Source organism: Lelliottia nimipressuralis (assembly GCF_041464075.1).
Taxonomy (GTDB): domain Bacteria; phylum Pseudomonadota; class Gammaproteobacteria; order Enterobacterales; family Enterobacteriaceae; genus Enterobacter; species Enterobacter nimipressuralis.
Genome location: NZ_CP167172.1, coordinates 1,914,768 through 1,936,296, shown reverse-complemented (window position 1 = coordinate 1,936,296; position 21,529 = coordinate 1,914,768). Strand labels below are relative to the sequence as shown.

The following is a 21,529-nucleotide window of genomic DNA, read 5'->3' as shown; positions in this document are numbered from 1 at the left end:
TAACAGAGTGGATACAAAAAAAGCCCGGCGATCGCTCGTCGGGCCTGGGTCTTTTATCCAGGGATTAGTTGTTTACCGGAATCACAGCACCTTTATATTTAGTGCGGATCCAGTCCTGAATCTCTTTGGAGTGCAGCACGTCCACCAGCGCCACGATATCTTTCTTCTTCTCATCGCCGCGATGTACGGTGATGATGTTCGCATACGGGTTGTTCTCACCGCTCTCGACCGCGATCGGGTCGTGAACCGGGTCCAGACCTGCATCAATGGCGTAGTTGGCGTTAATCACGACCGCCGCACCTTCGTCATTGTTATACATCTGCGGCAGCAGAGAGGCTTCGACGTTTGGCGTGAACTGCAGTTTTTTCGGGTTTTCGACGATGTCGCTGATGCGCGCGGTCACTTTATCGATGCCTGGCTTCAGTTTGATCACGCCCTCTTTCTCGAAGATAGAGAGAATACGCCCCTCTTCGGAGACCGCATCACGCATGATGATTTTGCCGCCTTCCGGCAGATCTTTCAGGGATTTGTATTTTTTGGAGTAAATACCAATCGGCTCGATGTGAATCGCACCGGCACTGACGAAATCATAATCTTTGTCGCCCGCATGATCTTTCAGCACGCTGTTCAGGTAAGGAATGTGCTGGAAGTAGTTCGCGTCGATATCACGGCCTGCCAGCGCGGTATTTGGCAGGATGTAGTCCTGGAAAGGTTTGATCTCCAGATCGATACCCTGTTTCGCCAGAATCGGTTTCGCCTGCTCCAGAATTTCAGCATGCGGGGTGTTGGACGCGCCCACGGTCAGCGTATCCGCCCAGGAGGCAAAGCTCAGGGCGCTCAGGGTTGCGGCGGCAATCAGTGTCAGTGTCTTTTTCATGATGTGGTTTCCTGTGTGTTTTATCGTTTATCTAACAGTGAAGTAATGACGTCGCCGCAGAACTGGATAATGAAAACGATGATCAAAATAGTCACCGTTGCCACCAGCGTGACATCACCGTGGTTGCGCTGGAATCCTTCCAGATAAGCCAGATTTCCCAAACCACCGGCGCCAATCACCCCCGCCATTGCGCTGTAGCTCACCAGTGCAATCAGCGTCACCGTAATGCCTGAGACCAGTGCAGGTGATGATTCCGGCAGTAAAACCCGAAAAATTAAGGTGCTCAGACGTGCGCCCATCGAACGCGTCGCCTCAATGACCCCTTTGTCCACTTCGCGCAGGGCGATCTCCACCAGACGCGCATAAAACGGTGCCGCGCCGACAATCAGCGCCGGGAGCGCGGCGTTGGCCCCGAGAATCGTCCCGACGATGGTCTTGGTGAACGGGATCAGCAGGACAATCAAAATGATGAACGGAATCGAGCGGAAAACGTTCACCACAATCGAGATGACGCTGTAGACGGTGCGGTTGTGGAACAATCCGCCGCGCGCCGTCAGGAACAGCGCCAGCCCCAGGACAATCCCCAACACAAAGGTCGCGACGCCGGAGATCGCCGTCATGTAGAGCGTTTCCAGGGTGGCGGCCCACAGCTGGTCCCATTTCAGGTGCGGAAAAAGCGTCTCAGCCATGTTTAATTACCTCGCCATCAATATCGCTGTGCTTCAGGTCGGCGAGGATATTGTTCAGTTGCTCTTCGGATGCCACGACGTGCACCCATAATTGGCCGAAAACGCCGTGTGCCGTTTGCGTCATTTTGCCGTGTAGAATGTTAAACGGCAGGCCGTAACGCAGGGTAAGCTCCCCGACAATCGGCTTGTGGGTGCTGTGCCCGGTGAAGGTCAGGCGGATCACCGTGCCTTCCAGCTCGTTCGCCAGCTCCGGATTAAAGGCCTCTTCTTCGGTGTACTGGCTCACCTGGCGCACAAACTGCTGGGTGATCGGTTTTTGCGGATGAGTGAAAACGCCGAGGACATCGCCCTCTTCCACCACTTTGCCGTTTTCCATCACCGCCACGCGGTCGCAGATTTTGCGCACCACGTGCATTTCGTGGGTGATCAGCACGATGGTGAGATTAAAACGACGGTTAATGTCGAGCAGCAGATCGAGGATCTGATCCGTCGTTTGCGGGTCGAGGGCGGAGGTCGCTTCATCGCACAGCAGTACGTCCGGGTTATTTGCCAGCGCCCGGGCAATGCCCACGCGCTGTTTCTGCCCGCCGCTGAGCTGCGACGGATAAGCATTCTCGCGGCCTTTCAGCCCCACCAGATCCACCAGCTCTGCAACGCGGGCGTTAATTTTGGCTTTCGGCACGCCCGCGATTTGCATTGAGAAGGCGATATTCTCCCTGACCGTACGCGACCAGAGCAGGTTGAAGTGCTGGAACACCATGCTAATTTTCAGGCGCGCCTGGCGCAGTGCTTCGCCTTTGGCCGAGGAGATCTCCTGGCCGCTGATGGTCACGCTGCCCGAGGTCGGCTTTTCCAGTCCGTTCAGCAGGCGAATCAGCGTACTTTTTCCGGCGCCGCTGTAGCCGATAATCCCGTAAATCTGCCCCTGTTCGACCGTCAAATTGACGTTATCAACGGCGGTAAGTGCCACTTTTCCGTTGTCAAAAACCTTCGAAATATTCCTGAGAACAATCATTATTTTTCGTTATCCGTTACGCATATAGCGGTTTAGCAGTATGGATGTCCAAACGATAGTAATCAGACGTTATGATGTTTTAAATGAACAAAATCGAATGTCTTATAACGCTGAGGAATATGTGGCGTGGCGACTGGGCGCAGGATGATTAGCTTATTTTCAGCAATGATTATCTGCACAATGCATATGTGGCAGCGCCTGAGGCGCAAAAACGGTCATTTTTGCCGCATTTTCTCCTTATATAGCCATCCTCACATCCAGAGCACTTTACGGCTTGCTGTCTTAACTGCCAAATCAGCCATTTATATTACTTTCCGTTCTAACAGGCAGTGAAACGTTCTTTCTTGAGGAAATTTCATAGTCCTATCATCCAGCCATGTCTCTGTTAAGGAAAAGACCATGGCGATTTATCACTCCGTGACTGAACTGATTGGCCGCACGCCGCTCATCCAGTTGCACAAGCTGGATACCGGCCTGTGCTCGCTGTTTTTAAAACTCGAAAACCAGAATCCTGGCGGCTCGATTAAGGACCGCGTGGCCCTGTCGATGATCAACGAAGCCGAGCGCAAAGGACTGCTCGCACCGGGCGGCACCATTATTGAGGCCACGGCGGGCAATACCGGGCTGGGGCTGGCGCTGATTGCGGCGCAAAAAGGCTATGCGCTGGTGCTGGTGGTGCCGGACAAAATGAGCCGCGAGAAGATTTTTCATCTGCGCGCGCTGGGCGCTCAGGTGGTGCTGACGCGCTCCGACGTCAACAAAGGCCACCCGGCCTACTATCAGGACTACGCGAAGCGGCTGGCGCAGGAGATCCCCGGCAGCTTCTATATTGACCAGTTCAATAACGAGGCCAACCCGCTGGCGCACAGCACCTCTACTGCGCCCGAGCTGTTTGAACAGCTGGACGGCAGGATCGATGCGATTGTGGTTGGTGTAGGGTCCGGCGGTACGCTCGGCGGGCTGCAGGCGTGGTTTGCGCAGCACTCTCCGCACACTGAGTTTGTGCTGGCCGACCCGGCGGGTTCAGTGCTGGCGGATCAGGTGGAGTCGGGCCGTCACCATGACGCGGGTTCATGGCTGGTCGAGGGGATCGGCGAAGACTTTATTCCGCCGCTGGCGCACATCGAAGGCGTGCATCAGGCCTATCGTGTCACCGACCGCGAAGCCTTCACCACCGCCCGCGACCTGCTAAAAACCGAAGGCATTCTGGCCGGCTCCTCCAGCGGCACCCTGCTGGCGGCGGCGCTGCGCTATTGCCAGGCGCAAACCATCCCGAAACGGGTGGTGACCTTTGCCTGCGACAGCGGGAATAAGTACCTCTCGAAAATGTTCAACGACGACTGGATGCGCCAGCAGGGGCTGATCTCCCGCCCGCAAACCGGCGATCTCTCTGATTATATCGCCCTGCGTCACGACGAAGGCGCGACCGTTACTGCCGCCCCGGATGACACCCTGGCGACCGTGCTGGCGCGTATGCGGCTGTACGATATCTCTCAGCTGCCGGTTTTAGAGAACGGTCAGGTGGTGGGCATTGTCGACGAATGGGATCTGGTCAGCCATATCGCGGGGGACGGCGAGCGTTTCGCCCTGCCCGTCACCGAGGCAATGACACGCAACGTCGAGGTGCTCGACAAACATGCCTCTGAGAGCGCGCTAAAACCGATCTTTGACCGCGGTCTCGTGGCCGTGATTAACGACCGCGATCGCTTTCTGGGCCTGATTACGCGCAGCGATGTCCTCACCGTGTGGCGCAACCGTCTTCAACACTAAGGAATAATAATGATGAAAAACCTGGCAACCTTGAGCGTCCACAGCGGCGAGTTTAACGATCAGCACGGCGCGGTGATGCCGCCCATTTACGCCACCTCGACGTTTGCGCAACCGTCTCCCGGCGAACATACGGGCTACGAGTATTCCCGCAGCGGTAACCCGACGCGCCATGCGCTGGAAACGGCGATTGCCGAGCTGGAGAGCGGAACGCGCGGATATGCCTTTGCCTCCGGTCTGGCGGCGATCTCTACCGTGCTGGAGCTGCTGGATAAAGACAGCCATATCGTCGCCATCGACGATGTGTACGGCGGCACATATCGCCTGATTGAAAACGTGCGCAAACGCAGCACGGGATTGCAGGTGAGCTGGGTGAAACCTGGCGATTTATCGGCCCTTGAAGCGGCAATCCGCCCCGATACCAAAATGATCTGGGTGGAAACCCCGACTAACCCTTTGCTGAAACTGGTGGATCTCGCGGCTATCGCAGAGATCGCGCGTCGCCATCGCATCATCAGCGTGGCGGATAATACCTTTGCCTCGCCGGTGATCCATCGTCCGCTGGAGTTGGGTTTTGATATCGTCGTCCATTCCGCGACGAAATATCTCAACGGCCACTCTGACGTGGTGGCGGGCCTGGCGGTGGTGGGCGACAACCGCGAACTCGCTGACCAGCTGGGCTATCTGCAAAACGCTGTCGGCGGCGTGCTCGACCCGTTTAGCAGCTTCCTGACCCTGCGTGGCATTCGTACCCTCGCCCTGCGCGTCGAAAAACACAGCGCCAACGCGCTGGCGATTGCGCAATGGCTGGAGCAGCATCCGGCGGTCGAAAAAGTGTGGTTCCCGTGGCTGGAATCTCATCCACATTACCAGCTGGCGCGCACGCAGATGGCCCTGCCGGGCGGGATGATTTCCGTGGTCGTCAAAGGTGATGCGCAACAGGCCACCGCGATCATCCGCAAGCTGAAACTCTTTACCCTCGCCGAGAGCCTGGGCGGGGTGGAAAGCCTGGTCAGCCAGCCCTACAGCATGACCCACGCGTCGATCCCGCTGGAGCAGCGGTTAGCCAACGGCATCGTTCCGCAGCTGATTCGTTTGTCCGTCGGGATTGAAGATGCCCACGATCTGATCGCAGACCTCGAACAAGCGCTGAAAAATTAAGCGAAATGCGGCAGACGTTACCTCTGCCGCAACAAGATAGCGTTTAGCCTTAACGCGTTGATAACAATCTTTTGTGAAACTGCACAGAATCTTTTTGAAACACCGTTTCCATTTTCCTTTTATCTGAAAATCAGCGTATAATGCGCGCCTAATCCCTGGGTGAATGGTTTCAGCGCTTGGAATACAAAAAACAACGTACAACTTCTCCTCTCCTTCGTTGGGCCAAGACTCAGGCACACTTTCTTCTGCACGCTCATTTGATGTCACCTATCCTTAGTGCGTGTCATTTAAAATTTCGCTACACAGGTTTGACTCTGCGGCAGTGCGCCCCCGGAGCGAGATTTCCATATCCTTCCCAACTTAAAGACTAAGACTGTCATGAAAAAGACGAAAATTGTTTGCACCATCGGCCCGAAAACCGAATCTGAAGAGATGCTGAGCAAAATGCTGGACGCCGGCATGAACGTAATGCGTCTGAACTTCTCTCACGGCGACTATGCTGAACACGGCCAACGTATTCAGAACTTGCGCAACGTGATGAGCAAGACCGGTAAAAAAGCAGCGATCCTGCTGGATACCAAAGGCCCGGAAATCCGTACCATCAAACTGGAAGGCGGCAACGACGTCTCCCTGAAAGCGGGTCAGACCTTCACCTTCACGACCGACAAATCCGTTGTAGGTAACAACGAAATCGTCGCTGTGACGTACGAAGGTTTCACCACCGACCTGTCCGTTGGCAACACCGTGCTGGTGGATGACGGCCTGATCGGTATGGAAGTGACCGCTATCGAAGGCAAAAACGTTGTTTGTAAAGTGCTGAACAACGGTGATCTGGGCGAGAACAAAGGCGTTAACCTGCCAGGCGTTTCCATCGCACTGCCAGCGCTGGCGGAAAAAGACAAACAAGACCTGATCTTCGGTTGCGAGCAAGGCGTTGATTTCGTGGCAGCGTCCTTTATCCGTAAACGTTCCGACGTGACCGAAATCCGTGAGCATCTGAAAGCCCACGGCGGCGAGAAGATCCAGATCATCTCCAAAATCGAAAACCAGGAAGGCCTGAACAACTTCGACGAAATCCTCGAAGCGTCTGACGGCATCATGGTTGCTCGTGGCGATCTGGGCGTTGAAATCCCGGTTGAAGAAGTGATCTTCGCGCAGAAGATGATGATCGAGAAGTGTGTGCGTGCACGTAAAGTGGTTATTACTGCCACGCAGATGCTCGACTCTATGATCAAAAACCCACGCCCTACCCGCGCAGAAGCCGGTGACGTGGCGAACGCCATCCTTGACGGTACCGATGCAGTAATGCTGTCTGGCGAATCCGCGAAAGGTAAATACCCGCTGGAAGCCGTGACCATCATGGCTACCATCTGCGAGCGTACTGACCGCGTCATGACCAGCCGTCTGGATAACAGCAATGACAGCCGTAAACTGCGTATCACCGAAGCCGTTTGCCGTGGTGCCGTTGAAACCGCTGAGAAACTGGATGCACCGCTGATCGTGGTGGCGACCCAGGGCGGTAAATCCGCTAAAGCCGTGCGTAAATACTTCCCGAACGCCACCATCCTGGCGCTGACCACCAACGAAACCACTGCTCGTCAGCTGGTTCTGAGCAAAGGCGTGATCCCACACCTGGTGAAAGAGATCGCGTCTACCGACGATTTCTACCGTCTGGGTAAAGAAGTGGCTCTGCAGCTGGTTGATTGTGGTCTGGCACGTAAAGGTGACGTTGTGGTGATGGTTTCTGGTGCGCTGGTACCAAGCGGAACGACCAATACGGCGTCTGTTCACGTCCTGTAATCATTATCAAACGAATTGATTTGCTAAAAAAGCGCCTCCGGGCGCTTTTTTTATTTATGGCATTAGCCATGTTTATTCAAAATGCAAATCGAGTTTTTCTATTTAAGAGCGATTTATCTAAGATGAATCCGATGAAAAATGTCTTTTTTAACATAGCTTTTTCGGCAAAAGGGGCAGATTCGTTGTTTCTTTGAGCGAACGATCAAAAATAGGTGTATTCCCATCAAAAAAATATTCTCAACATAAAAAACTTTGTGTAATACTTGTAACGCTACATGGAGATTAACTCAATCTAGAGGGTATTAATAATGAATCGTACTAAACTGGTACTGGGCGCGGTAATCCTGGCTTCTACTATGCTGGCTGGTTGTTCTAGCAATGCTAAAATCGACCAACTGTCTTCTGACGTTCAGACTCTGAACGCTAAAGTTGACCAGCTGAGCAACGACGTGAACGCAATCCGTTCTGACGTTCAGGCTGCTAAAGACGACGCAGCACGCGCTAACCAGCGTCTGGACAACCAGGCTACTAAATACCGTAAGTAATAGTACCTGTTAATAAAATGGCGCACATTGTGCGCCATTTTTTTTGCCTGTTATTCGCCCTACTGCATGACCACCTCTTTCTCGCCTTCAGACACCGCGTCTGATGCGCGACTGTTCTGCACCGACAGCACCGGATTCGCCACCGACGCGGATGGGCCGTTTCCCGCAGAGACCGCAACCGGAATACCAGCTCGGCGCGACAGTGCTTTATCAATCAGCACTTTGTCATTACCCTCCAGCGACGCAAAGGACGCAAAGCTCGCGTTGTGCACAATTGGCGTGGTTTGCGGGTTCTCCCCTTCGACCTGAGCCAGCGGGCGATGTACTTCTACATAGCGTCTGCCATCGGGTTCAACGGAAAACTTCACCGGCTCGTTGATGATCTGCACGCGGGTCCCCACGCGCGCCTGAGCGAACAGCGCTTTAATGTCCGGCGCATTCATGCGCATACAGCCGGAGCTGACGCGCAGACCGACACTGTCCGGCGCGCTGGTGCCATGAATCAGATACTCCCCGTTGCCTATCCCCAGACGCAGCGCAAAGCGCCCCAGCGGGTTGTTAGGCCCTGCCGGGACCACAGGCGGCAATTTGATACCTTGTGCAAGAGAACGCGCTCTGATGCCCGGTGTAGGCGTCCAGGTTGGATTCGGGATTTTCTGGCTCACGCGCGTGGTGCTGACCGGCGTCTCCAGCCCCAACTGGCCAATGCCTAAAGGATAGACCTGAACGATATTCTCCCCCGGCGGGAAGTAGTAGAGCCGCAGCTCGGCCAGGTTCACCACGATGCCCTCGCGCGGCGTATCCGGCAGCAGCATTTGCGACGGAATGGTAATCACCGTCCCCGGCGCGGGATAGACCGGTGCAATCGTATTATTGGTTTCGAGGATCAGTTGCGCCGCGGTATTAAATCGACGGGCAATCGCCTGCAAATTTTTGTCCCCTTCCTGGATGGCGTAGGTTTGATTTTGACCAATAAGGCGGCTGCCCGCTGGCGGCAACGGATAATCCATCGCGCTGGCAGAATTAAGGCCACCGAAAGTGCTGAGCAGTAAAAGTGTAATTATCGACGCGCGCTTCATGCTGAGATTCCTTATTCACTGACAGAACGCCAGAAAGCCGAAAAACCAGCGAGGTGGGAGCCACCTCGCGTAACAGAATGAATGCAGTCTTTTTAGTTTAGCTAATGTTGGACGCTTTGGAGCGGATTGCGCGGATCATCGCTTCCAGCCCCTGGGATCGGGAGGGGGTTAAATGTTGTGCCAGTGACATTTTTTCAAACCACGGGCGCACGTCAAAGGCCACAATATCCTGAGCGGACATCTGGTGATACAGAATAAACACGACGGCAACCAGCCCTTTCACAATGGCAGCATCGCTGTCGCCTTGCAATTCAATCATACCGTCGTCGGTCTGGCGCATCACAATCCAGACCTGGCTCTGACAGCCCTGGATAATGTTCTCCGGGCTGTGTGCTGCTTCGCTGAGCGCAGGCAAACGCTGTCCCAGCTCAATGATGTACAGGTATTTCTCTTCCCAGTTGGCGCAACGGGTAAAGTTACGCAACAGTTTGTCTCTGTCCGGCAACGCGGCCATGTCTTGCCTCTCTTAGCCCAGCAGGTGATGGATACGTTTCAGTCCTGTCACCAGCCTGTCGATCTCTTCCGTTGTGTTATACATCACCAGCGACGCGCGGCACATGGCCGGGACCTGGTAAAACGCCATCAGCGGCATCGCGCAGTGGTGCCCGGTGCGCACGGCCACGCCGTAGTTATCCAGGAAACTTCCCACGTCGTAGGCGTGATGTTGACCCAGATTAAAGGCAATGACCCCTTTGCGCGAATCCGGTCCGTAGAGCGTCAGATCCGGCACGCTGGCCAGCTCCGCCAGCGCATAGCGCATCAGCGTCTGTTCGTACTCGGCAATCGCATCCAGCCCAATCGCTGATACGTATTCAACTGCCGCGCCCAGCCCGATAATTCCGCCCGTGTTCGGCGTCCCGGCCTCAAAGCGCCACGGCGCTTTGGCGTAGGTCGTGCCCTGCGTCAGGCTGACGGTGGCGATCATCGACCCGCCCCCTTCCCACGGCGGCATCGCCTGCAGGATATCCTCTTTCACGTACAGCACGCCAATCCCGGTCGGGCCATACAATTTGTGACCGGAGAAAACGTAAAAATCGCAGTCAAGCGCCTGCACGTCGGTGGCGTGATGCATCACCGCCTGCGCGCCGTCCACCAGCACTTTCGCACCGGCCTGATGCGCTTTGGCGATGATCTCGGCCACCGGGTTTTCGGTGCCAAGCACGTTGGAAATCTGGGTAATCGCCACCAGCCGCGTACGGTCGTCGAGCAGAGTATCCAGTAGCTCCAGCTGCAACGTCCCGTCCTGATTGAGCGGGATCACGCGCAGTTGTGCCCCCACACGCTCGCAGAGCATCTGCCACGGCACGATATTGGCGTGATGCTCCATCTGGGTGATGATGATGTTGTCACCCGCATGCACCTGCGCACTGCCCCAGCTGTTGGCCACCAGATTGATGCCTTCGGTGGTGCCGCGCACGAACACCAGCTCTTCCGGTGAACGGGCGTTGAGGAAGGTCGCAAGCTGCGTGCGCACGTTTTCCATCCGCTGCGTCGCTTCGGCGCTGAGGGTATGAATACCGCGATGCACCGCCGCATAGCCGTGGCGATAAAACTCCGCCTCGGCGTCAATCACCTGATTCGGCTTCTGCGCGCTGGCCGCGCTGTCGAGATAGGCAAGCGGCAGACCGTTCACTTCACGGGTCAGGACGGGAAAATCCGCCCGCACTTTCTCTACGGGAAAACTCATGCTTCGCCTCCTGGCAAACGCTGACCAATGCGTGCCAGCACCTGCTGTTTCAGGGTTTCATCGCGCAGCGCTTCCGTCAGCTCCGCGGCAAACGCGTAGATGATCATCTTCTGCGCCGCCTGCTTGTTGATACCACGCGAGCGCAGATAGAACATCTGTTCATCGTCGATACGGCCAACCGTCGCCCCGTGGCTGCACTTGACGTCATCGGCATAAATTTCGAGCTGCGGCTTGGTGTCCACTTCCGCCAGACGGCCCAGCAGCAGATTGTTGTTCGTCATCTGCCCGTCGGTTTTGATGGCGTGTTGCGCCACGTTAATCAGGCCGTTAAACACCGCACGCCCTTTGTCATTGGCGATGACTTTATGCATCTGGCGACTGTTACAGTAGCCTTTGTTGTGCTCAAGCCAGGTACGGGTATCGCATACTTCCGACTTCACCGGCATCGCCAGGCTGTTCATGCGCAACGTGGTGTTCTCGCCGTTAAGCTGCGTGCTGGTGTTGTGGCGCAGCACCGCCCCGCCGAGCAGGAAGCTGTGGCTGTACGCCGCCGCGTCCGGGCCAATCAGTATGTCGTTGTGGGCAAAGTGATGGCTCACCGGGTTTTCAAACGCCAGCTTGATGTGATGCAGCTGGGCATTGGCCGCCACGTTCATCGTCAGGCGCGCGCCGGTAAAGTGTCTGGTCTCATTCAGGCTGACGTAATGCTCGATAAGGGTCGCTTCCGCCCCCTCAGCCATGTCGAGATGATGACGATAGTGGGCCGTATTAACCTCTTCGCCCTCCAGCCCCTGCGTGATGTGCAACAGCAGCAGCGGTTTCGCCGGGCGCTGATTACGCTTCACGCGGATATGCGTCACGCCTGACGCCAGGCTTTCGGTCAGATGCAGGAACACTTCCGGCTGCACCGGCGCAGGCAGAGACTGGCGCTGGTCATTGATCTCAACGTCAAATCCGCTGCCCTCAGTGCTGTCGCTCAGTTCCGGGTTATAACGCCCATCAACAAACACCAGACGTACGGCGTCAATATTCAGCGCCAGCGCATCGCGCTGGGCTGGCGTGACATCCGCCAGACGCGTGACAAACTGACTGTTGAGCAAGCCGTCCAGCGGCGTGTACTTCCAGTTTTCGTGTTTGCGCGTCGGCAGACCGAGACGCAGCATCTGCTGCAGGTGCTGTTGCGCCTGTTCAGATCGCGTTTCGCCCTGAGTTTCAAACAGGCGATGCCACTGCTGCAGTGCGTTACTGCTGTTCGGTAAGCCAGCCATAGCCCTGCTCCTCCAGTTGTTTGACCAGAGTAAAATCGCCGGATTTAACGATGCGGCCCTGATACAGAACGTGGACGTAATCCGGTTTGATGTAGTCAAGAATGCGCTGATAGTGGGTGACGATAATAAACGAGCGTTTGCCGTCGCGTAGGGAGTTCACGCCGTCGGCAACAATTTTCAGCGCATCGATGTCCAGACCGGAGTCCGTTTCATCCAGAATACACAGCTCCGGCTCCAGCACCGCCATCTGCAGGATATCGTTACGTTTTTTCTCGCCACCGGAGAAGCCGACGTTCACAGAACGGGTCAGCAAATCTTCCGGCATTTTCAGCAGTTTGATCTTCTCTTCCATCAGATCCTGGAAGTCAAAGCGATCCAGCTCCTCTTCTCCACGGTATTTGCGCACCGCGTTGAGGGAGGTTTGCAGGAAGAACTGGTTGCTGACGCCCGGGATTTCGACCGGATACTGGAAGGCCATAAAGATGCCCTCACCGGCGCGATCTTCCGGGGAGAGTTCCAGCAGATCTTTGCCCTTAAACTCGACGGACCCGCCGACTACTTCATAATCTTCACGCCCGGCCAGCGTCGCGGAGAGCGTACTTTTCCCGGAGCCGTTTGGCCCCATAATGGCGTGCACTTCACCCGGACGGACGTCAATATTCAGCCCACGCAGGATCGCTTTATCTTCCACACTGACCTGTAAATCTTTAATGCTTAACATGTTTTTTCCTTAACCGACGCTGTGCTCAAGGCTAATCGCGAGTAATTTTTGTGCTTCTACGGCAAATTCCAGCGGCAGCTCAGAGAACACGTCCTTGCAGAAGCCGTTCACAATCATCGAAATCGCATCTTCTTCGCTGATCCCGCGCTGCAGGCAGTAGAACAGCTGGTCTTCGCCGATGCGCGAAGTGGTGGCCTCGTGCTCAAGCTGGGCGCTGTTGTTGCGACACTCCACGTACGGGAAGGTGTGCGCCCCGCAGTCGGTGCCGATCAGCATCGAATCACACTGGGTGAAGTTACGGGCGTTGGTTGCCGTCGGCATGATTTTCACCAGGCCGCGATAGCTGTTCTGGCTGTGCCCGGCAGAAATGCCTTTCGAAATGATCGTCGATTTGGTGTTTTTACCGATGTGGATCATCTTGGTGCCGGTATCGGCCTGCTGATGGCCGCTGGTCAGCGCCACGGAGTAGAACTCCCCGATCGAATTATCGCCGCGCAGAATACAGCTCGGGTATTTCCAGGTGATCGCCGAACCGGTCTCGGACTGGGTCCAGGACATTTTGCTGTTTTCACCTTCGCACAGGGCGCGCTTGGTCACGAAGTTCAGGATGCCGCCCGTATTACCGTCACCAGGGAACCAGTTTTGCACCGTGGAGTATTTCACTTCGGCGTCTTTGTGGATGATTACCTCTACCACCGCCGCGTGCAGCTGGTAGCTGTCGCGCACGGGCGCAGAACACCCTTCGATATAGCTCACGTAGCTGCCTTCGTCGGCCACCAGAATGGTGCGCTCGAACTGGCCCGTTTTTTCCGCGTTGATGCGGAAATAGGTCGACAGTTCCATCGGACAGCGCACGCCTTTCGGCACGTAGATAAAGGTGCCGTCGGAGGCGACCGCCGCGTTCAGCGCCGCAAAGAAGTTATCGTTGCTCGGCACCACGGTACCGATGTATTTCTTCACCAGTTCCGGGTGATCGTGAATGGCTTCGCCAAAGGAGCAGAAGATAATGCCCTGCTCGGCCAGCTTGCCTCGGTAGGTGGTGGCAACGGAAACGGAGTCAAAAATGGCGTCGACCGCCACTTCACGTCCTTCGCGCACCGGCACGCCGAGCTGCTCGAAGGCCTCTTCCACCTCTTTGCTCAGGAATGTGTTGGCGCCCGTCTGCTGTACGGCACCCGGCTGAGACGCGCAGGTGTCATCACAGCTTCCGCAGGATGGCGCGGAGTAGTAGCTGTAGTCCTGATAGTTGAGCTTTTCGTAATGTGCCTTCAGCCAGTGGGGTTCTTCCATTTCCAGCCAGGCGCGAAACGCGCTCAGGCGAAACTCGAGCATCCACTCCGGCTCATTACGTTTGGCCGAAATCGCGCGCACCACCTCTTCGTTGATGCCTTTCGCCAGTTCGTCCGTTTGCAGGTGGGTGAAAAAGCCCTCTTTATAGTTGAGGTGCCCGCCACTCCAGGTGTTCACATCGTCAGTTGCTTCAGTATTACGAGACATAGTACCGCCTATACCCCAAAGCTTTCGCCGCAGCCGCATTCATTCTGCGCTTTCGGGTTATTGAATTTGAATAACTGGTTTAAGCCTTCGCGCACGTAATCGACTTCGGTGCCATCGATAAACGGCATCGCCTGCAGTGCGACAAACAGCTTCGCCCCGTCGGTTTCGAACACCAGATCGTCTTTTTCGGGCACGTTCACCGTGTCCAGCACGTAGCCGAACCCGGCGCAGCCAGTCTGTTTAACGCCGAGACGCAAGCCCACAATATCCGGCTTCTTCGCTATCAGCTCGTGAATATGCGCCGCCGCCGTGGGCGTCAGCGTCAAACCACGCCAGGCAAAATCAGCGGGATTAAAGGTTTCTGAATGCAATTCCATAGGTCCACCTCATCTGTTAAGCCACCAGGGGCATTACACCATGTTAGTGATAACGATTATCACTTCAACCCCCTGACAGCAGGGGCTTTCGGCTAAACCGCCCTTTTTGGCTACTTTTATTAAGCATAGACCCTGCGACGCAGCTTATTAGGCTATGAAAAAATTGTTTAATGCTTTGATGTATAACGCATTTGATGGGCTAAAACCGTGAGAACAGCGCAAGGGGAAAATATGTATCGGGAATACCTATTTATTTAATCGGTTTTAGAAAATCTTCAGAATCAACCGACTACCCGAAAATCAGGGCGTTATGTGATAAACGCAAACAGGGCATTCCAGGAAAACACCGAATCATCAGCGCGTCAGGGATAAGGGACTAAACTTTATGTGACACCAAAAGGAGATAAGTATGTCATCACATGATTTTGAGAATGAAGCCGATCGCCTGGCGAAAAAAGCCCTGAACAAAGCCGATGAATTTGCAGGCGAAGCGCAGTCCCAGTTTGGCGATGCGGTTGATTCACCGAAACATCAGCTGAAAGGCGCCGCACGCAAATACGCAGCACAAGCATCAGACGTCGCTTCAGAGGTCTCTGACAAAGTTCGTGATAATCCATTGACCGGGCTGATGGCGGCAGGCGCAATCGGGCTGATCATCGGTTTATTGGTCGGCAGGAAATAAGCCGCTATTAAGCAGCAAATATGACAGGCCCGAAAGGGCCTTTTTAGTCTTGTCAGGCGATTAGCCGTTGATAAATGAGACGGAAAAACCTTGTTCGCGCCAGTGATCTAACTGCTCCTGCTGACGCATTGACGGCGCATGGCCCGTCCAGACAAATATTTTTTGCCCCGGGAACAGCTCGGGTTTCGGCGAGTCAATTGGCTCAGCCAGCACATCAATATGCCAGCCCTGCTGCGACAGGCGCCCGGCTTCCAGCCATAAACGTGTACGATCGTCCGTGTCCCACCCAATCAGCAACGCTTCGTTGCCCGGTTTTTTGCGCGCTTCAGCCAGAAGCATCGCAATGAAATCGATCAGCACCCCATCCAGGAGGCTGGACATGTGTCGGGCGGTGTTGTGATCCAGGCTTAAACGCTGACGAACCGGAATGAAAATGTGATCGATGAGAACTTCTATGGCGTGGTCGCGACGGAATTCAGAAATTTTAAGTCGCAGTTTCGCGGGACTGGCAAACCGCAGCACCGTCATCATCTCTTCCTGAAGAGAGATCCAGTTGCTGTCCACCAGAGGAACGCCGACTTCCAGTAACGCCTTTACCTTGCCAACCGAAATGCCGGTTTTCATGAGGCGTTTAATCTCCTCGATGCGCTGGATATCCTCTTCGTCAAACTGACGATGGCCCCCTTCACTGCGCTGCGGCTTCAACAAACCGTAGCGTCGCTGCCAGGCGCGCAGTGTGACGGGGTTGATTCCGCATCGTTCGGCGACTTCGCCGATACTGTATAAGGCCATTAACTCCCTCATGCTTAAACGCAATACTTCCATACCAAACCTGATCAACTTTAGCAGATTGTATAACCTGATTGTATAACTAACAATTGACCAGGGTACAAGTCGATTTTGTACAAGATGACGTGTACCTGGTCTGATTTGTACAACCTTTACGACGCTATCCCTGTTTTTTCTCCGGCCACGCCACGGCTGGAATCCCGCCAAAACGCGGGCTGGCAAACAGATGTCCCTGGAACTGGGAGATCCCCGCCGACTCAAGCCACATCCACTCTTCCGCCTTTTCGACACCCACGGCACACACCAGGATTTCAAGGGATGTACAGCATTTGATGATGGCCTGAATAATCGCCTGTCGCGGGCCGCTGCGATGGACATCCGCCACCAGATCGCGATTAATCTTGATTCGGTCTGGCTGGAACTGTGCCAGCAATAACAGCCCGGCGAAACCCGCGCCAAAGTGATCGATTGCCACGCTGATACCGGCACTTTTGAGCTGGCGGACGGCGTCTTTAAATTCATCAAAGCGCGAAATCACTTCGCTCTCGGTGAACTCGACCACAATCTGCTCCGGCACCAGACCGTTGGCTTCAATCTCATTTAACAGAAATCCCACCGCGCCAGGCACATTCACCAGCGTCATCGGCAGCAGGTTGACGGATAAGGCCTGCTCCTGAAGGCGTAACTGACCGGCCATGGCAAACGCCACTTTCTTACTCTGCAAATCCGCCTCGTAAATCTCGTTGCCAGAGAATTTTTTGAAGTAGGCTTCCGGAGAGCCGCCGTCAGCGGTGCGGATCAGGGCCTCATAGGAGACCAGTTCCCGGGCAAAGGGATCGACAATCGGCTGAAAGGCAAAGCCGCAATCAGCCGATGCGTCGGGCGCCAGGGGTTCTGCCGGTGCAACGTCGTCGTCCGGGATAAAGTCCCAGCTATCGCCGTCAGGAATTTCGTAATAGTTGGCTTTTTCCGTCGCTTCAACGAAGGTGCGGAAGAACTGCAATGCGCGATCGTTGTAGGTTAACTGGTACTTGGTCGTCCCTTTATCAAGCACCTTCTGGAGTACTTCCTGGCGATCATAAGTGCGTAAATCGAACAGCTCCATTCCTGCTTTGCCAAAGCGTCGCGACGGCGCGTAATCGCACAGCAGCTCCACCAGGTTGTAGTGGCGCGGATCTTTGCAAATGTCGGCGTAAATGCGGAAAACGCTCTCTTCCGGCCCTTCCAGCAGCTGGAAAAAGTGCGTTCCATTGAACAGTAAAATCCCGGTGACGTCGGATTCCCCGTTCTTAATGTTCGCTCCCGCGACCATCTCTTCCAGCGCTTTCACCGGAACGTTTTCGCAGAGATGGCTGCGGTAAATTATTGTCGTGAGCATAGTCGTCCTGGTGAGTAGAAGGATTACCCCCGCGGCGTGTCGCGGGGGTCAGGTCATTGTTATACCACATTAATTGATTAACAAATAATTCACATTTCAAACAGTTCAGACGGATTCCACCGCCTCCCCGCGCGTTTGTACAGAAATTTCAGAGTGAAACATCTTGTACAATATATTCTGTACTGATATCGAATCAAACACATTGTAACTTACTGATAAAAAACAAATAGCACTTTTTGCTTAAAATTAAGGTAAAAAACTGTACATCAAAAATGTACAACTTTTTAAAAAACGTATAACTTAAATCGTAACTTAGCTGACTACTTAATTTTACAGGAGTGATACATGCGTCAGAACAGCTACATTCCCGATAGCGGTAATGCGATTGTCCAGTACTTCGAGAAAGCTGCGCTACCTACTCAGCAAGAAACCCTGGGACAGATCGTAGTAGAGATCCTGAGCGATGGCCGTCATTTGAATCGCAAAAACCTGTGCACCAAGTTACTCAGTCGTCTTGATAAGGCGTCCGGTCCAGAAGAAGAGAGCCACTACCATGCATTGATTGGTTTGCTATTTGATCGCTGAGATCCAATAGCAAACCCATTTAACAGATCACCTGGTTTTTAAGTCAATTCTGACGAAGGAACGTTTCAGGCACAAAAAGACCTGGCAATCTTCAGCAGACCCCCTTAAAAGGGGATCTGACTTAATGCCGCACGGCGTGACGTCACCCTGCGGCAATCAGAGATGCAGTTATGAACAGAAGTGAAATAGAGCAATTAACAGATGAATTAATTGGAGAGGCGGTTTTATCTCTTCTGAAAGAGCACGGCCCTGTCAGCAAGCAGTCTCTCGTACGGAGACTGCGGGACATGGAGGCGAGTGAGGCCGACCCTCGCCGTCGCGAAGCCCTCGCGGCGGTGATAGCCGAAATCAGCGCCAGCGGTACGCCGTTCGCACAACGTAAGAGAGCCCGCCCTCAGAGGGATCTGAACGGTCTAAAAAGCGAGCAAAGCGATAATGTTTTCCCGCTGTTTGGCGATGGCAAGCCCAGCGGTTCAAAAAACATACACTAACAGCAACCGATCAATAACCCTTACGGTGAGAATAAATGAGACAAAATATTCAAGTTCAACCCGCTGCGTATACTGGTTTTCATGATACCGCGCTGTCTGAATATTTCCGTAATGCAGGCGACAGACTGGCCGATGAATCCGCGCTTTTCGCCTCTGCGGTGAGCTGTATCATGGCGTCAGAAGGGCATCTGACCAACAAAGCCATTATCCTCTGGCTGATTAACGCCCTTGAAACCACCGACGATGTGGTGATGGCTGACGTGATCCGCAAAACCCTCGAAATCGTGGTTGGCTATACCATGGACGATATCTAAAAACACGATTTCGCCCCCGAAGGCCAGAAGAGCGTCGCACCCTGCTGCGTTTTCTCACTGGCCTTTTCTTTTGTCGACACTTTTGTCGAATGTCATGTCGAGCCAGGCGCTCAAAACCAAACAACTCCTGTTAAATCAAAGAAATGAAATCTGGCACAGAACCTGCTTAGCAGGAATGTCAGATGACGCACATTCAACATATTGAATCGCAAGATGTATTGCGGACCTCCGCAATACCTTAATTCATTTCTTAACAGGTCTGTTATTGATGAAAAAAATCGCAAGCGTCTGCCCCTACTGTGGCGCAGGCTGTAAATTAAATCTCGTTGTAGAAAACAACCGTATCCTCCGTGCCGAAGCCGCTGAAGGCGTCACCAATCAGGGCACCCTGTGCCTGAAAGGCTTTTACGGCTGGGACTTTCTCAACGACACCCGTCTGCTCACCCCTCGCCTCACCCAGCCGATGATCCGCTATCACAAAGGAGACAAATTCACCCCTGTCACCTGGGAAGAGGCGATCCGCTACACCGCCAGCAAACTGAAAGCCATCAAAGAGCAGCACGGCCCACGCGCGATCATGACGACCGGATCGTCACGCGGTACCGGCAACGAAACCAACTACGTGATGCAGAAGTTTGCGCGCGGTGTGCTTAACACCAATAACGTGGATTGCTGCGCCCGCGTCTGCCACGGCCCGTCAGTGGCCGGCTTGCAGGAGACGCTCGGCAACGGCGCAATGAGTAACTCCATAAACGATATCGAGAACTCAGCATGTCTGCTGGTGTTCGGCTATAACTGCGCCGATTCGCACCCGATCGTCGCCCGTCGGGTGCTCAAAGCCCGACAAAACGGTGCCAAAATCATCGTCTGCGATCCGCGTCGCATAGAAACTGCGCGCATCGCCGATCAGCATTTGCAGCTCAACAACGGCAGCAATATGGCGCTGGTCAATGCCTTTGGCTACGTTCTGCTGGAAGAGGAGTTGTACGATAAAAACTACGTCGCGCGCTTCACCGATGGCCTCGACGCCTATCGTAAAATCGTTGCGGATTACGCGCCTGAAAAGGTCGAGCATCTGACCGGCATCCCGGCGCGCGACGTGCGTCAGGCGATGCGCACCTTCGCCGCCGCGCCGTCTGCCACGGTGATGTGGGGCATGGGCGTGACCCAGTTCGGCCAGGCTGTGGATGTGGTGAAAGGCCTGTCGAGCCTGGCGCTGTTGACCGGCAATCTCGGCCGCCCTGCCGTCGGCGTCGGCCCGGTTCGCGGGCAAAACAACGTACAGGGTGCGTGCGATATGGGCGTGCTGCCGAACATGTTCCCTGGCTATCAGGACGTGACAGATGCCGCCGTTCGCGCGAAGTTTGCCGACGCCTGGGGGATTGACGTCAATAACATGGACGACCAGGTCGGCACACGCATCACCGAAGTGCCGCACCTGGCGCTGGAAGGCAAAATTAAAGCCTACTACATCATGGGGGAAGACCCGCTCCAGACCGAAGCCGATCTGGGCCTGGTGCGTCGCGGCTTTGAGGCGCTCGATTTCGTGGTGGTGCAGGACATCTTCATGACCAAAACCGCCGAAGTCGCCGATGTGCTGTTACCGGCGACCTCCTGGGGTGAGCACGGCGGCGTGTTTACCTGTGCAGACCGCGGCTTCCAGCGCTTCGGTAAAGCAATTGAGGCCAGCGGCAACGTGAAACGCGACTGGGAGATCATCAGCCTGCTTGCCAGCGCGATGGGCTATCCAATGCATTACGATTCCAACCAGCAGATCTGGGACGAAATGCGCGAACTCTGCCCGCTGTTCTTCGGCGTCACCTACGAAAAAATGGGTGAGATGGGCCACGTGCAATGGCCATGTCCGACGCTGGATCACCCCGGCACGCCCTACCTGTACAAAGACAATCAGTTCGATACGCCCAATGGTAAAGGCCAACTGTTTGCCGCTCCGTGGCGCGCGCCTGCTGAAGTGCCGGACGCAGACTATCCGTTAGTGCTGTGCACAGTACGCGAAGTCGGCCACTACTCCTGCCGTTCGATGACCGGCAACTGCGCCGCGCTGCAAAGCCTGGCGGATGAACCGGGACGGGTGCAGATAAATCCGGCGGATGCCGACGCGCTGGGGGTAAGAGACGGTCAGCTGGTGTGGGTGCGTTCGCGTCGCGGGAAAGTGATCACCCGGGCGAACATTAGCGAGCGCATTAATCCGGGCGCGGTGTACATGACTTACCAGTGGTGGATCGGAGCCTGTAACGAGCTGACCCAGGATAATCTGGACCCGACGTCGAAAACGCCGGAAACCAAGTATTGCGCGGTTAAACTGGAGGCCATCGACGATCAGCGCTGGGCGGAAGATTATGCCGCCTCAGCCTATCAGTCGATGAAAACCCGGCTGATTGACGCGGTGAACGTTTAGCCACCCGATCGCTTAACGGATAAAAACAAAAAAGGCCGCATGAGCGGCCTTTTAAACAAGCGGGAGTATTAATGGACGTGAACGCCTAACCGCCAGGCAAAGTAGATCTCTTCTTTCAGTTCGTTTGAAGAGAGCGCGAGCAGGTCGGCAAACTCCAGTTCAAGCTGTTTCAGCTTTTTCAGGTACTGCGCCGGGGACAGGTTGCTCTTATCGCGACGTAAAAACTCTACTGCCAGTTGGGTGGGGCTCATTTCGGTATCCATAACATCCTCTCTATGTACAAAACCTGACCAGTATAGCACGTCTGACTGACCAATTTTTGACCAAA

The 21,529-nt window shown here is 54.8% G+C and carries 22 protein-coding genes; 9 read left to right on the top strand and 13 right to left on the bottom strand.

The features are described from left to right. Window positions 1-64: 64 nt before the first annotated feature. The 3 genes from ACB496_RS09055 to ACB496_RS09045 are packed head-to-tail and all read right to left on the bottom strand — an operon-like array spanning window position 65 to window position 2,581. Window positions 65-877: a MetQ/NlpA family ABC transporter substrate-binding protein gene (locus ACB496_RS09055; RefSeq protein ID WP_006174916.1), complete on the bottom strand. Its 813-nt coding sequence runs from the start codon at window positions 875-877 to the stop codon at window positions 65-67. Between the two features lie 20 nt (window positions 878-897). After that, window positions 898-1,566 (bottom strand): methionine ABC transporter permease, encoded by a 669-nt coding sequence (locus tag ACB496_RS09050; RefSeq protein WP_100780438.1) that lies wholly within the window; start codon window positions 1,564-1,566, stop codon window positions 898-900. Then, the gene (locus ACB496_RS09045; RefSeq protein WP_129034437.1) at window positions 1,559-2,581 is read right to left on the bottom strand and encodes a methionine ABC transporter ATP-binding protein; all 1,023 of its coding nucleotides are present in this window, start codon (window positions 2,579-2,581) and stop codon (window positions 1,559-1,561) included. Before ACB496_RS09045 ends, ACB496_RS09050 begins: the two co-directional genes overlap by 8 nt. Window positions 2,582-2,980: 399 nt before the next feature. Here ACB496_RS09045 and ACB496_RS09040 point away from each other — a divergent pair, with 399 nt between their 5' ends. The 4 genes from ACB496_RS09040 (at window position 2,981) to ACB496_RS09025 (ending at window position 7,854) form a co-directional block, all read left to right on the top strand. Continuing rightward, window positions 2,981-4,351, top strand: a complete 1,371-nt coding sequence (locus tag ACB496_RS09040; protein WP_268196241.1) for a cystathionine beta-synthase — start codon at window positions 2,981-2,983, stop codon at window positions 4,349-4,351. 12 nt (window positions 4,352-4,363) lie between these two features. Further along, complete coding sequence (locus ACB496_RS09035) at window positions 4,364-5,509, top strand: trans-sulfuration enzyme family protein (protein WP_100780894.1); 1,146 nt, start codon at window positions 4,364-4,366, stop codon at window positions 5,507-5,509. Window positions 5,510-5,887: 378 nt separating this feature from the next. After that, the gene (pykF, locus tag ACB496_RS09030; RefSeq protein ID WP_100780441.1) at window positions 5,888-7,309 is read left to right on the top strand and encodes a pyruvate kinase PykF; all 1,422 of its coding nucleotides are present in this window, start codon (window positions 5,888-5,890) and stop codon (window positions 7,307-7,309) included. A gap of 308 nt (window positions 7,310-7,617) precedes the next feature. Beyond that, complete coding sequence (locus ACB496_RS09025) at window positions 7,618-7,854, top strand: major outer membrane lipoprotein (protein WP_095281761.1); 237 nt, start codon at window positions 7,618-7,620, stop codon at window positions 7,852-7,854. Window positions 7,855-7,913: 59 nt separating this feature from the next. Here ACB496_RS09025 and ACB496_RS09020 read toward each other — a convergent pair whose 3' ends face one another. The 7 genes from ACB496_RS09020 to sufA form a co-directional block, all read right to left on the bottom strand. Then, the gene (locus ACB496_RS09020) at window positions 7,914-8,933 is read right to left on the bottom strand and encodes a L,D-transpeptidase family protein (RefSeq protein WP_231276429.1); all 1,020 of its coding nucleotides are present in this window, start codon (window positions 8,931-8,933) and stop codon (window positions 7,914-7,916) included. A 97-nt stretch (window positions 8,934-9,030) separates the two neighbouring features. Then, a complete protein-coding gene (gene sufE / locus ACB496_RS09015; RefSeq protein WP_371975008.1) occupies window positions 9,031-9,447 on the bottom strand; it encodes a cysteine desulfuration protein SufE in 417 nt (138 codons plus the stop codon). A 12-nt stretch (window positions 9,448-9,459) separates the two neighbouring features. Continuing rightward, window positions 9,460-10,680, bottom strand: a complete 1,221-nt coding sequence (gene sufS / locus ACB496_RS09010) for a cysteine desulfurase SufS (RefSeq protein WP_107703720.1) — start codon at window positions 10,678-10,680, stop codon at window positions 9,460-9,462. Next, window positions 10,677-11,948, bottom strand: coding sequence for a Fe-S cluster assembly protein SufD (gene sufD, locus ACB496_RS09005; RefSeq protein WP_371975007.1), 1,272 nt, complete (start codon window positions 11,946-11,948; stop codon window positions 10,677-10,679). The genes sufS and sufD overlap by 4 nt, the downstream gene beginning before the upstream one ends. Beyond that, window positions 11,923-12,669 (bottom strand): Fe-S cluster assembly ATPase SufC, encoded by a 747-nt coding sequence (sufC, locus tag ACB496_RS09000; protein ID WP_095281756.1) that lies wholly within the window; start codon window positions 12,667-12,669, stop codon window positions 11,923-11,925. The genes sufD and sufC overlap by 26 nt, the downstream gene beginning before the upstream one ends. 9 nt (window positions 12,670-12,678) lie before the next feature. Beyond that, window positions 12,679-14,166, bottom strand: a complete 1,488-nt coding sequence (gene sufB, locus ACB496_RS08995) for a Fe-S cluster assembly protein SufB (RefSeq protein ID WP_100780446.1) — start codon at window positions 14,164-14,166, stop codon at window positions 12,679-12,681. 8 nt (window positions 14,167-14,174) lie between these two features. Continuing rightward, a complete protein-coding gene (gene sufA, locus ACB496_RS08990; protein ID WP_371975006.1) occupies window positions 14,175-14,543 on the bottom strand; it encodes a Fe-S cluster assembly scaffold SufA in 369 nt (122 codons plus the stop codon). A gap of 409 nt (window positions 14,544-14,952) precedes the next feature. Between sufA and ACB496_RS08985 the strand changes: the two genes are divergently transcribed. Then, window positions 14,953-15,225: a YqjD family protein gene (locus ACB496_RS08985; protein WP_102103529.1), complete on the top strand. Its 273-nt coding sequence runs from the start codon at window positions 14,953-14,955 to the stop codon at window positions 15,223-15,225. A gap of 60 nt (window positions 15,226-15,285) precedes the next feature. On the opposite strand, the gene ACB496_RS08980 is transcribed toward ACB496_RS08985, so the two are convergent. Together ACB496_RS08980 and ACB496_RS08975 are read right to left on the bottom strand one after the other, a co-directional pair. Further along, window positions 15,286-16,017: a MerR family transcriptional regulator gene (locus ACB496_RS08980; RefSeq protein ID WP_100780448.1), complete on the bottom strand. Its 732-nt coding sequence runs from the start codon at window positions 16,015-16,017 to the stop codon at window positions 15,286-15,288. Between the two features lie 157 nt (window positions 16,018-16,174). Further along, window positions 16,175-17,392, bottom strand: a complete 1,218-nt coding sequence (locus ACB496_RS08975) for a diguanylate phosphodiesterase (RefSeq protein WP_371975005.1) — start codon at window positions 17,390-17,392, stop codon at window positions 16,175-16,177. A 345-nt stretch (window positions 17,393-17,737) separates the two neighbouring features. Here ACB496_RS08975 and ycgZ point away from each other — a divergent pair, with 345 nt between their 5' ends. The 4 genes from ycgZ to fdhF all read left to right on the top strand — a co-directional run bounded on the left by ycgZ (window position 17,738) and on the right by fdhF (window position 21,201). Beyond that, window positions 17,738-17,977: a regulatory protein YcgZ gene (gene ycgZ, locus ACB496_RS08970; RefSeq protein ID WP_100780450.1), complete on the top strand. Its 240-nt coding sequence runs from the start codon at window positions 17,738-17,740 to the stop codon at window positions 17,975-17,977. Window positions 17,978-18,147: 170 nt separating this feature from the next. Continuing rightward, a complete protein-coding gene (locus ACB496_RS08965) occupies window positions 18,148-18,468 on the top strand; it encodes a hypothetical protein (protein ID WP_100780451.1) in 321 nt (106 codons plus the stop codon). Window positions 18,469-18,503: 35 nt separating this feature from the next. Beyond that, entirely contained in the window at window positions 18,504-18,782 is a 279-nt protein-coding gene (locus ACB496_RS08960) for a biofilm development regulator YmgB/AriR family protein (RefSeq protein WP_100780452.1), read from the top strand. Between the two features lie 268 nt (window positions 18,783-19,050). Then, window positions 19,051-21,201 (top strand): formate dehydrogenase subunit alpha, encoded by a 2,151-nt coding sequence (gene fdhF / locus ACB496_RS08955; RefSeq protein ID WP_371975004.1) that lies wholly within the window; start codon window positions 19,051-19,053, stop codon window positions 21,199-21,201. 68 nt (window positions 21,202-21,269) lie between these two features. On the opposite strand, the gene ACB496_RS08950 is transcribed toward fdhF, so the two are convergent. Next, entirely contained in the window at window positions 21,270-21,464 is a 195-nt protein-coding gene (locus ACB496_RS08950; RefSeq protein WP_100780454.1) for a YdiH family protein, read from the bottom strand. Between the last annotated feature and the right edge of the window lie 65 nt (window positions 21,465-21,529).